The following is a 12694-nucleotide window of genomic DNA, read 5'->3' as shown; positions in this document are numbered from 1 at the left end:
TTTGAAGTTTACACACTTATCGGGATAGTGTCATTACAAAGTAACTTTTTCATAATGCTGTAATTTGAGTTGGAAATTATTCAATCCTTAAAAAACGGAAAATTGGACCATCGACGTGCGCCATATTTAAAGTCATCTCACTTTCCCCAATCTTAAAAGGCCATTTTAAATCACCTATACGTAATTTAATGTGATCTTCATTTTCAGCAGGAGGAATAAGTTCATAATTATAAACACCAGTTTCATATCCCCAACCCCCAACATTATCATTAATTTGCAACACTCCATCTGGTTTGAAGCAGTATAAAACATTGTCACAGGAGTAGTCCTTGACCTCAATCTCTCCACTAAATAAACTTATTGTCCTTCTCTCAACCAACTTCCATTTCCCTACCACATCATCTTCCTGACCTTCCACCGCCTCCACAGGACATTTAAGTTCACCTTGGGGCAATGCATCCTCCTGACAAGCCCCAATCAAAATCAAACTTAAAAACATCAGTGCAAAAACACCTTTTCTATTGAATCCAAATTGAGCTTCCATATTACCTACTTTTTAATCCCAAACTAATTATTTTACCCCCACCCCCCTTCAAATCCATGACGCATCCAAAACCCAATATGCTACAATCTAAAGCTAATTATCCACAAAAGCAACAATTAGTTGAAAAATAAATTAAGAAATTAAGAGCAAATGATCGGAATTTCAATAGATAGCTAACATCCAATTAAACTTTATTTTATCACATACTTCTCCCTAAAATGGAAACAAGTGCCACCGATTATTGGAATGAGCGGAAGATGTCCCTTATTCGAAGCTACAAACTTCTGAAAACAGCATACAGAAGCTTTTGTAATTGCCCTACTAAACTCATCTGACAGGATGGATGATAGCGGGAATCCTTTGAGGTGAAAAGACACGGTTTTTTGAAGGCGCAATTGAAATAAATTACATCTGTACTTGAGCTGAAAAAGAAAAGCTAAGCAAAAGCAAGAAGAAAGAAAGTATTGTCTTCATAAGCGAAAATTTTCAGAAGAAGGTATTGCCTTTTTGAACGAAAAATTAAGAACTGGGTTTAAATTTCTCGCCACGAGCGCTAAGATAAACGCCACGGACGCTAAGAAAAAAAACCACATAGTTGCGAGCGTTGCGTGAACCTCATTATTTTTCTCATAAGTTATTAACTAATCCCTTAAATCCGCAGGGCGGATTTAAAAAAAGCCGAAAAAGTGGCTGAATTTATTCAATTCAGGCTTTTCCGGCTCGTTTTTTTTTCACTTATTTAGGTGTTACCACACATCCTTGATAAGCGGTATGAAAATTACGAATTCGACAGAAAAAATCACACCTTTCGGAGGTTTTAATTTTGTTTTTAACTCTTTCAAAAATTCTGGTCTCCCAGAACTCATTGATAATCAATTGGGGGTTAGAGCCTTAAGGGGAGGGTTTTCATACAGTGACATTTTCGCCAATCATATGGCTATTTTCTTTAATGGTGGCGACTGTACTGAAGATATCAATGTTCACTTGAGAGACGCACTTGAACAGGTCCCTTCATTTTCAGTATGCAGTGCCGATACAATTCTGAGAGGTATCAAAGAGCTTGCTGTTGATACAGAACTCTTTATAAATCCGTCCAGTGGAGTAAGCCATGAATTTAATATCAATGGAAAACTCAACAGCTTGTTGTTAAAATCAGCTTGTAAGACCGGATTACTCAAGTCAGGTGTTGCTTACGACCTCGATTATGACAACACCGTCATTCCAACTGAAAAGTACGATTCAAAAAAGACATATAAACACGTCTATGGATATCAGCCAGGTGTAGCTTCCATAGCACATCCTGAATTTTCACAGGCCATTCCTGTGTACGTAGAGGGCAGAAATGGCAACAGTCAGGCCAAATATTTGCAGGCTGATACACTTACACGCATGTTTGGGCAGCTTACCAATGAAAATATCCGTATCGGAAGGTTCAGAGCCGATTCAGCATCCTATCAGGAAGAAGTTCTCCGCACACTGGAAGCACATACCGAAAGCTTTTATATACGGGCAAACAGATGTGCCAAACTGGATAATATCCTTGGAAGTATAGCCCCTGAGAAGTGGCAGAAAATACGTTTGGGTGTACAGGAAATGGAAGTTACTGACCTATCCGACTACAAACCTTTCGGTAAAGACAGGTCTTACAGGCTGGTCATTACCAGAATCAGGCGTAAAGACGGGCAGGCAGATGTGTTTAGTGGAGATGCATTTACTTACAGGGCTATTCTGACCAATGAACATACATCGTCCAATGAAGCTGTTGTAAGGTTTTATAACGCCCGGGGTGCAAGCGAACGCTTGTTTGATGTACTCAACAATGACTTTGGCTGGTCTAAGTTGCCCTGTTCGTTCCTTGCAGAGAATACCTCCTTTATGCTTATGACGGCTATGTATGCCAATTTTTACACCTATATCATTGGAGAGTATTCCAGAAAAGTTGATTGGCTTAAGCCTACCGACAGGCTCAAGAAGTTTATCTTCAGATTTATCACTGTTTCAGCCAAGTGGATAAGAACGGGAAGAAGAGAAGTGCTCAAACTGTTCACGAGTAAGGATTACAAGCCGATTTTGAACTAAATTCAGATAAAAACCCCTCAGGAGCTCAAAAAATAAAGATTTACAGGGAAGAGGTATGCCTTTTCCATTAAAATTGAGGAAAAAAACCGTCCATTTTATCCTCAAACCTAAAATCCATTGTCTCAAAACTATGAACACTCTTCCTGACTTCGACAGTCGTCAGTCCCATTTTTACATAAAGTATTGAAATATAGATCATTATAATTTTCAGATTCTCAATTTGGGTGTCCCGGGGTGGTTTTTTGTACTTTTAGGCATGTTTGTTCGGAGAAAACCCAATAAAAGTGGCAAGATCAGTGTTCAGGTAATTGAGAAGATCAAAGGTAAAAGCAAGGTTGTAAAAACGATCGGAAGCAGTTCTGATCGATCTGAGGTTGAAAGACTTTTTATTCTTGGGGAGGAATGGATAAAAAACCATAAAGGAGCACTTGAAATCCCCTTCAGTGATGAAGAACGGATTGCCGATTCTGTTCTGGAAAGTGTTGAAAACATCACTGTTTCAGGTACCGAGCTGCTTTTGGACAGGATTTTCAATGATATTGGGTTCAGCGCAATCCAAGATGATATCTTCAGGTGGCTGGTATATTCCAGGATCTGTTTTCCTGCCAGCAAGCTTAAAACCTGTGATTACCTGCTCACCTACCACGGCCTCGAATTCCAGGTTCAGGACCTTTACAGGTACATGGACAAGCTTTACAACAACTATAAGGAAACGGTCCAGCTGATCAGCTTTGAAAATACCAAGAGAATACTCGGAGGGAGTATCAATATCGTTTTCTATGATGTTACTACGCTTTATTTTGAAGTGGATCATGAAGATGATCTTAGAAAGAGTGGTTTTTCCAAGGAGGGAAAGCATCAAAATCCACAGATTGTTTTGGGTCTGCTGGTTGGACTAGAGGGATATCCTCTGGCTTATGAGATTTTTGAGGGAAACAAGTTTGAAGGGCATACGATGATCCCTGTGATAGAAGCTTTTAGAAAGAAGTATAGCTTACCTGCTCCGATTGTTGTTGCCGATTCAGGTTTACTGTCAAAAAGCAATGTAAAAGAGTTACGGGACAACGGTTACGAGTTTATTCTGGGAGCAAGGCTGAAAGCTTCCCCTGATAAAAGTAAAGAGAGGATATTGGCTTTTGAACTTGAAAACGGCGAGAGCAGGCTGCTGGATTGGGAGGACGGGCTCAGAATGGTTGTCAGTTATTCAGACAGAAGAGCCAAAAAAGACAGGATCAACAGGGAGAAAGGTCTTAAAAAGCTCGAGAAACAGTTAAAATCAGGAAAGCTCAACAAAAGCCACATCAACAACAGGGGCTATAACAAGTATCTTAAAATGGAAGGGGAGGTAAAGATTGCCCTTGATATTGAAAAGTTTGAACAGGATGGGAAATGGGACGGTCTCAAAGGGTATATTACCAACACAAACCTTGACAAAGACGAGGTCATTGAGAATTACAACAACCTTTGGAAAATAGAAAAGGCCTTCAGGATAACCAAAAATGAAATCAAAGTCAGGCCTGTTTTCCATTATAAACAACGCAGGATCGAAGCACATATAAGCATCGCATTCGTCGCTTACAAAGTGTTTAAGGAACTGGAAAGGCAGTAATTGGAAAAAGGACCAAAACTTTCTCCTCAGAAAGCCATAGAAATAGCAAAAGGGATTTACACTGTTGAAATACAGCTCAAATCTTCAGGTAAAAAGCTGAGAAAGACCCTATTTTTGAACGAAAGTCAACAAAAACTCGCAAAAATGTTCGGTTTTTGATTTTGGGTGTCCCAGTGTCGAAGTCAGGCCGATTTTGAACTAAATTCAGATAAAAACCCCTCAGGAGCTCAAAAAATAAAGATTTACAGGGAAGAGGTATGCCTTTTCCATTAAAATTGAGGAAAAAAAACCGTCCATTTTATCCTCAAACCTAAAATCCATTGTCTCAAAACTATGAACACTCTTCAATCAAAGGGAAGAAATTCCCGAACTAGACCAAAAATGAACACAAACAAGCAGATTCAAATCTCCAAACTAAAATCCTGCGGATTTTAGGTAATCTATGAATTCCATCCTTTAAAAATTTTACATTAAAGTTAATCAGGAGTCCTAATCTTTTATCAGCAAGCTTTAGATAGGTCAATGTTTGAGCAAAATGTACTGGGGCAAGTCCTTCATTTGCTTTAATTTCAACAATCACTTTGTTTTCTACTAGTAAATCCAACCGAAAACCAGATTCAAAATTTATTTCTTTGTAAACTAACGGAACAGGTACTTGGGAAGCAACCATTATTTTAGTCTGATTTAATTCAAACTCTAATGCCTTTTCATATACTGATTCCAATAAACCAGGACCAAGTGCTCTGTGGATTTCAAAAGATTTATCGAGAACTATTTTTGCAATCTGATTTTCAGTCATATCAATAAAAGTTTTATTACTTTCAAAGTACAGACAGATTAAAAAACTAAGCAACTTTTACAAACAACTTAAACGGTTAAATAGTCGAATAACTTTAGGGAGGGATACGCTTCGCATACTACCAATACGCAAATAGTTCAGTGAAAAAAAAATTTTAGCTTTTGTTATCGATACATCATATCCTCTGCGGGGATAAGTTCACGCAACGAGCGCAAAGAAGAGCGCCAAGGACGCTAAGAGTACCTAAAATCCGCAGGATTTTAGTTTGGAGATTTGAATCTGCTTGTTTGTGTTCATTTTTGGTCTAGTTCGGGAATTTCTTCCCTTTGATTGAAGAGTGTTCATAGTTTTGAGACAATGGATTTTAGGTTTGAGGATAAAATGGACGGTTTTTTTCCTCAATTTTAATGGAAAAGGCATACCTCTTCCCTGTAAATCTTTATTTTTTGAGCTCCTGAGGGGTTTTTATCTGAATTTAGTTCAAAATCGGCTTGTAATCCTTACTCGTGAACAGTTTGAGCACTTCTCTTCTTCCCGTTCTTATCCACTTGGCTGAAACAGTGATAAATCTGAAGATAAACTTCTTGAGCCTGTCGGTAGGCTTAAGCCAATCAACTTTTCTGGAATACTCTCCAATGATATAGGTGTAAAAATTGGCATACATAGCCGTCATAAGCATAAAGGAGGTATTCTCTGCAAGGAACGAACAGGGCAACTTAGACCAGCCAAAGTCATTGTTGAGTACATCAAACAAGCGTTCGCTTGCACCCCGGGCGTTATAAAACCTTACAACAGCTTCATTGGACGATGTATGTTCATTGGTCAGAATAGCCCTGTAAGTAAATGCATCTCCACTAAACACATCTGCCTGCCCGTCTTTACGCCTGATTCTGGTAATGACCAGCCTGTAAGACCTGTCTTTACCGAAAGGTTTGTAGTCGGATAGGTCAGTAACTTCCATTTCCTGTACACCCAAACGTATTTTCTGCCACTTCTCAGGGGCTATACTTCCAAGGATATTATCCAGTTTGGCACATCTGTTTGCCCGTATATAAAAGCTTTCGGTATGTGCTTCCAGTGTGCGGAGAACTTCTTCCTGATAGGATGCTGAATCGGCTCTGAACCTTCCGATACGGATATTTTCATTGGTAAGCTGCCCAAACATGCGTGTAAGTGTATCAGCCTGCAAATATTTGGCCTGACTGTTGCCATTTCTGCCCTCTACGTACACAGGAATGGCCTGTGAAAATTCAGGATGTGCTATGGAAGCTACACCTGGCTGATATCCATAGACGTGTTTATATGTCTTTTTTGAATCGTACTTTTCAGTTGGAATGACGGTGTTGTCATAATCGAGGTCGTAAGCAACACCTGACTTGAGTAATCCGGTCTTACAAGCTGATTTTAACAACAAGCTGTTGAGTTTTCCATTGATATTAAATTCATGGCTTACTCCACTGGACGGATTTATAAAGAGTTCTGTATCAACAGCAAGCTCTTTGATACCTCTCAGAATTGTATCGGCACTGCATACTGAAAATGAAGGGACCTGTTCAAGTGCGTCTCTCAAGTGAACATTGATATCTTCAGTACAGTCGCCACCATTAAAGAAAATAGCCATATGATTGGCGAAAATGTCACTGTATGAAAACCCTCCCCTTAAGGCTCTAACCCCCAATTGATTATCAATGAGTTCTGGGAGACCAGAATTTTTGAAAGAGTTAAAAACAAAATTAAAACCTCCGAAAGGTGTGATTTTTTCTGTCGAATTCGTAATTTTCATACCGCTTATCAAGGATGTGTGGTAACACCTAAATAAGTGAAAAAAAACGAGCCGGAAAAGCCTGAATTGAATAAATTCAGCCACTTTTTCGGCTTTTTTTAAATCCGCCCTGCGGATTTAAGGGAGTAAATAATATTTTTTTGCGAGCGTTGCGTCATTTCGTTGCGAGCGTTGCGAGAACCTCATTATTTATCTCATAAGTTATTAACTAACCTATGAATTCCAACTTTAAAAAATTTTACATAACCATGTTCAAAATAAAAGATGTTACATCTTCTATAGAACATTACTGAAATATGTTCACCCAACGAGCGCAAAGAAGAGCGCCACGTACGCTAAGAGTAAATAATATTTTTTGCGAGCGTTGCGTCATTTCGTTGCGAGCGTTGCGAGAAACCTTGAAATCTACACCCTCTCCTTCTCCACCAGCATCCCCGTAATCTCATTCATAGCCTTTACCTTGTACTCAAAATCACCTTTGAGGGTAGCACGATAGGCATTCAGGTTTTCCAACAACTCATCTATTTCCTCTGGAAGGATTTCTTCAAAAAGCTCCCGCAAACGCTTGGCGGTAGTTGGGGATTTGCCATTGGTGCTGATAGCGATCTTTAGATTTCCCTTGGTCACTATGCCTCCCAAATAAAAATCACATAAAGCAGGGGTATCGGCTACATTGACCAGAATGAAGCGCTCCTTGGCGTCGTCGTGGATTTGTTTGTTGACCTCCGGGAAATTGGTGGCAGCTATCACAATGTGTTTGCCTCCCAAATACTTCTCATGGTAAGCATCTTCTATGAGCGTAACATGGGAAGCAGACCGGGCAACTTCCAAAAACTCTTCATTGAATTCCTTGGACACTACAGTAACATGGGCTTCGGGACTACTTTTAAGCAAAAAGGAGAGTTTCTCCGTACCCACAAAACCACCTCCGATCAGGAGGACGTTGAGTTGGTGGACTTTGAGGAAGATGGGATATAAGTGGTTCATGGTTTTAGATGGTTAGAGGCGAGAGGGCCGAGCGTTATAAAAAGCTATTTTGATAGCTTTTTAGCGAGGAGCCAGGTTGCAGGGCTGGGAAAATTAGAACTTAGAAACAAGAATCAAGATGCAAGACTTGGATTTTCCGAGGAAATACGAACTATTTACTATTGAAATTTGGTGAAAATATGATTTCTTCTTTTTGGTTCACGCAGCGAGCACTACGAAATACGCTACGGGCGCAACCTCAACTTTAGCGTCCGTTGCGTTCTCCTTTGCGAGCGTTGCGAGAAAAAAGAATTGATATTGGTCGGTACTAGCTTTGCGATATTGGGATATTGGTGCGTTCCTTTTAAATACAGGTATTTGTCGGTAAAACGGGAATCCCAATATCCAATAATATCCAATATCCATAAATATCTTTTTCGCTAAGTTGGCTTTTCAATGACCGATATTGACCGTTTGTTCATAAACCTCCTTCAATCGATAACTCTCCTTCACCACCTCTCCTACCACAATAATCGCTGGCGCGGCGATGCCTGCATGCTGGGCTTTGGAGCTGATGTCTTGGATGGTGCCTGAGACAAACTGCTCTTCCTTGGTAGTGCCGTTTTGGATTATTGCCACAGGAATATCAGACTTTCCTGCTGCTTTATAAGCTTTTACAATCTCGGGCAGTTTCTTTGTTCCCATCAAGATGACGACGGTAGCGGTGGATTGGGCAGCGATGGTGATATCTCGAGAGAGTTCCCCATAACTTGTGGTGGCGGTGATGACCCAAAAACTCTCGGAAACACCCCGCTTGGTCACAGGAATGCCTATGGAAGCAGGAACAGCAACCGCAGAAGTAATTCCAGGCACTACTTCGGTAGGAATGCCAAAGGCTTCGATATAGTCAATTTCTTCCGAACCTCTTCCAAATACAAAAGGATCTCCTCCTTTGAGTCTGACCACATGCCCATGTTTAAGCGCATATTCTACACAGAGTCTATTGGTCTCTTCTTGTGGGCAGGAGTGTTTGCCTACCCGCTTACCCACAAAGATCTTAATGGCTTGAGCAGGGGCATGTTTGAGAAGGGATCTGTCAACTAAGGCATCGTACAGGACCACATCTGCTTTGTTCAATGCTAATACCGCTTTCAAGGTGATCAATTCAGGATCTCCCGGACCGGCTCCTACGAGCGTAACTTTTGGTTTGATAAGCTGATTCATGCGAGTACCTCCTTTTCTCTGTATGCACTGATGGCTTCAAAAACTTTTCCTGCATCCTCAAAATAGGATCTGGCAAAAGCTTCTGAAGGTTCGTGTTGATTGATTTGATAAATGATGTCCTTGAGCGTCCCTTCGATGGCTATCTTTCCAGTCTCCACGAAGGTCTCATCAAACAAATTCACAATATTCGCATAGGAATTGGTGCTTTTGCTTTCGGACAATAAGATGGCTTTGGCTGCATTGACCATAGCGGCATAGGTATGGTAAATGCTATCAGACCAACGTTTTTCCACAAAGGCCTCTTTGGATAAATCCAACTTCTCCCGGGCTTCCAACAGCAAGGTAGCAACCAAGTCAATCACCACTCCGGCACACTCTCCAACACCCACAGCCACTTTGTAAGCGTCATCATTGCCCCAATCCACCTGATCTTCTTCAGTAAGGGTATCCGTATTGGTCAAGCTTTTGAGGATATCGTAGAAGTACATTTGTCCTTTGCGATCGTAGTAGTGAAGGAAATCTTCTCCTGCCTCCTGATGTTGTGCAAAGTCATCCAATAAAATTCTCAAAGCTTGTGGCCCTCTTTTGCTTGGGATTTTGATCACCTTATCCGCAAAACGTCCATTGCCATCTCCTATATTTCCTCCCCCCAACAAAACCTGTAGGGCGGGAAATACGGTTTTCCCGGCTTTCAAAGACATGCCCTGGAAACCGATATGTGCCATGTTGTGCTGTCCGCAGGCATTCATACATCCGGAAATCTTAATGGTCAGATCCTTGGATTTTAAATATTGCGGATATTCTTGCGCAATCACTTTCTCCAATTCCCTGGCTATCCCTGTACTGCTTGCAATTCCCAGATTACAGGTATCTGTTCCCGGACAAGCGGTGATATCTCCCAAAGAATTGTAGCCATAATCTGCTAATCCTATTTTTTTTAGCTCCTGATAGAAATAAGGAACTAACTCCTCCTTCACGTCCCGGATCAGGAAATTTTGCCTGAGTGTAAAACGGATTTCATTATTGGCATATTGCTGTGCCAGGTCGGCTATGAACCGTGCCTGTGCAGTGGTAAAATCTCCCAGCAAGACTTTCACTCCAATGGCTACATAACCAGCTTGTTTTTGAGGGATTACATTGGTCAATTTCCATTGCTCGTAAGCCAGATCAAGTGGTTCCGTAACCTCTACCAATTTAGGATTGGGAAGACTTTTGCTTGCCTCGTAATCATCAACATCAATGGGATAGGTTTTATAGGGTAAGGCTTTTTTCTCTTCCGCTACTAACTTCAAAAATTCTTCGGTTCCAATTTCATTGATCAAGAATTTCATCCGAGCCTTCAACCTTCTGGCACGTTCGCCGTGCCTGTCAAATATCCTTAGAACCCCTTCTATGAAAGGAATCAATTCTTCTGTGGCAAGAAAATCTGTGATTACATCCCCATGTCGTGGTTGGGATCCCAGGCCTCCTCCCAATAAAACCTTAAACCCTCTAATTTCTTCGCCATTTACAGTTTTAACTTTTGGAATGAAGCCTAAGTCGTGCAAGTAGGAAAGTGCGGTATCTTCGTCCGAAGAAGAGAATGCCATTTTAAACTTTCGGCCCATTTCCTGGCAAATGGGATTTCTGAGGAAATATCGAAATACTGCATCTGCATAAGGGGTTACATCAAAAGGTTCGTTGGGATCGATGCCCGCAATTTCGGAAGCAGTCACGTTTCTGACCGTATTGCCACAAGCTTCTCTTAAGGTCACATCGTCTTTTTCCAGTTCGGCCCAGAGTTGGGGGGTTTCGTCCAAACTCACGTAATGGATCTGAATATCCTGACGGGTGGTAATATGTAGTTTGCCAGTGGAATACTTGTCAGAAACATCACAGATGCGTTTTAGCTGGTTACCCGTAACACGTCCATAAGGTAATTTGATACGGATCATTTGCACACCCGGCTGCCGCTGTCCATAGACCCCACGCGCCAAGCGAAGGCTACGGAATTTCTCCTCATCTATTTTCCCCTCCCGAAAAAGCCGGATTTTCCGTTCCAATTCGATGATGTCCTTTTGGACGATGGGATTCTCAATCTCGGTTCTAAAGCTTTCCATTGTTATGTTTGTCTATAGGTTAAGTAGAGTTTTTGAAAGTATAAAGTACAATAGCTTGTCCCGAGTATCGGGATACCAAGTATGGATTTCGTGTGAGTTTAAGATTTGGTTTTATACAGACCTTCTAAGAATTTTAGAAACCTAGAGGTTTCTAAAAGAACCTACTGTTTAAGTTTTAATTTATAATCTCTTTTCTAACTGTCTTGATACTTGGTACAGTACTTTCCAACTGTCTTATTTCTTGATTCTTAATTCTTGCTTCTAAGTCTCGCTTCTCGCTTCTAATTTCTCGCCTCTATAAAACCTACACTGACCGTATCATGCGTGCCTTCATCAATCAGGATAAAGCTGCCATTGGAACGGTTGACTTGGTAGGGATCGAAGTGGATAGCTTTGCTGAGTTTGAAGCTCACTTTGCCAATATCATTTAATTTCAAAGCATCGGTACTTTCTTCTCCGCTGAAATCGGTTTGTATTTTGGAGTGGATGGATTCCACTCTTGCCAATACCCTGTTCACGCCATGCTGCAAGGTATATTTCTCACCAACCTTCAATGGCTTATGATTGACCTGACAGATAGTTGCTGTGATGCTTTTCTCAGAGCTGGGCAATTCCGTAGACTTCACAATCATATCTCCCCTGCTGATATCCACTTCATCCTCTAAGGTAATAGTAACCGATGAACCGGGAACAGCCACCTCTAACTGCCGATCGAAAAATTGAATGGATTTGATTTTGGATTCCGTGAAGGATGGCAGGATAGTTACCTGATCGCCAACCTGTAGATTTCCTCCATACAATTTTCCCGAAAATCCTCTGAAATCATGGAAGGCATCAGTCTTAGGACGGATCACATACTGCACAGGAAACCTCGCGAACGCTTGTTCCTGCAGGTCCTCCGGCTCCAATACTTCCAAATGATCCAGCAAGGTATTGCCTACATACCAAGGCATTTCGGTTGACTTCTTGGCGATGTTTTCTCCTTTTAATGCGGAAATTGGAATAAAGGTAATCTGTTCAGTTCTAAAGCAGCTTTTCTCCACCAAAGCGTCAAAATCTGACTTGATTTTCAGGAATACGTCTTCATCATATCCCACTAAGTCCATTTTGTTGATGGTAACCACCACATGGCTCAATCGAAGCAAATTACTGATAAAGAAATGCCGGTAGGTTTGCTCGATAACTCCTTTTCTGGCATCAATCAGGATGATAGCTACTTGAGAAGTAGAGGCACCTGTAACCATATTGCGGGTGTACTCCACGTGTCCGGGCGTATCCGCTACGATAAAGTTGGTCTTATCCGTATTGAAATAAATATGCGCCACATCAATGGTGATGCCTTGTTCCCGCTCTGCCACCAAACCATCCGTAGCCAAGGAAAAATCCAAGTAATCAAATCCCCGCTGACGGCTGGTCTTTTCAATTGCCTCCAATTTGTCAGTGGTCAAGGATCCCGTATCGTACAATAATCTTCCAATCAAGGTACTTTTCCCATCATCCACGGATCCTGCGGTAGCTATTTTTATAAGTTTTCTATTTTCCATACGCGTTGTTTTTTTCTCGCAAAGGTGCAAAGACGCTAAGTTTATTT

At 41.1% G+C, this 12694-nt stretch carries 8 protein-coding genes and 1 pseudogene; 2 read left to right on the top strand and 7 right to left on the bottom strand.

Going from position 1 to position 12694, the window contains the following annotated elements; all coding sequences use genetic code 11:
• Window positions 1-76: 76 nt before the first annotated feature.
• Window positions 77-544: a hypothetical protein gene (locus tag BC751_RS01655; RefSeq protein WP_106566800.1), complete on the bottom strand. Its 468-nt coding sequence runs from the start codon at window positions 542-544 to the stop codon at window positions 77-79.
• Window positions 545-1315: 771 nt separating this feature from the next.
• On the opposite strand from BC751_RS01655, the gene BC751_RS01650 reads away from it, so the two are divergent.
• Both BC751_RS01650 and BC751_RS01645 read left to right on the top strand, forming a co-directional pair.
• A complete protein-coding gene (locus BC751_RS01650; protein WP_130273823.1) occupies window positions 1316-2623 on the top strand; it encodes an IS1380 family transposase in 1308 nt (435 codons plus the stop codon).
• A gap of 256 nt (window positions 2624-2879) precedes the next feature.
• Window positions 2880-4391 (top strand): annotated as a pseudogene (locus tag BC751_RS01645) (IS1634 family transposase).
• A gap of 211 nt (window positions 4392-4602) precedes the next feature.
• Here BC751_RS01645 and BC751_RS01640 read toward each other — a convergent pair.
• The 6 genes from BC751_RS01640 to BC751_RS01615 all read right to left on the bottom strand — a co-directional run bounded on the left by BC751_RS01640 (window position 4603) and on the right by BC751_RS01615 (window position 12647).
• On the bottom strand, window positions 4603-5031 hold the full coding sequence (locus BC751_RS01640; RefSeq protein ID WP_130274031.1) for a GxxExxY protein: 429 nt from the start codon (window positions 5029-5031) through the stop codon (window positions 4603-4605).
• 475 nt (window positions 5032-5506) lie between these two features.
• A complete protein-coding gene (locus BC751_RS01635) occupies window positions 5507-6814 on the bottom strand; it encodes an IS1380 family transposase (protein ID WP_130273823.1) in 1308 nt (435 codons plus the stop codon).
• 405 nt (window positions 6815-7219) lie between these two features.
• Window positions 7220-7801, bottom strand: coding sequence for a precorrin-2 dehydrogenase/sirohydrochlorin ferrochelatase family protein (locus tag BC751_RS01630; RefSeq protein ID WP_130274030.1), 582 nt, complete (start codon window positions 7799-7801; stop codon window positions 7220-7222).
• A gap of 432 nt (window positions 7802-8233) precedes the next feature.
• Window positions 8234-9004, bottom strand: a complete 771-nt coding sequence (cobA, locus tag BC751_RS01625) for a uroporphyrinogen-III C-methyltransferase (protein WP_130274029.1) — start codon at window positions 9002-9004, stop codon at window positions 8234-8236.
• Complete coding sequence (locus BC751_RS01620; protein ID WP_130274028.1) at window positions 9001-11103, bottom strand: HEPN domain-containing protein; 2103 nt, start codon at window positions 11101-11103, stop codon at window positions 9001-9003. Before BC751_RS01620 ends, cobA begins: the two co-directional genes overlap by 4 nt.
• Window positions 11104-11384: 281 nt before the next feature.
• Window positions 11385-12647, bottom strand: a complete 1263-nt coding sequence (locus tag BC751_RS01615) for a sulfate adenylyltransferase subunit 1 (protein ID WP_130274027.1) — start codon at window positions 12645-12647, stop codon at window positions 11385-11387.
• Window positions 12648-12694 lie beyond the last annotated feature (47 nt).

It is taken from the genome of Cecembia calidifontis, from assembly GCF_004216715.1.
GTDB lineage: Bacteria > Bacteroidota > Bacteroidia > Cytophagales > Cyclobacteriaceae > Cecembia_A > Cecembia_A calidifontis.
The sequence above is the reverse complement of the archived record's forward strand: the minus strand, read 5'-3'. Positions and strand labels throughout refer to the sequence as shown.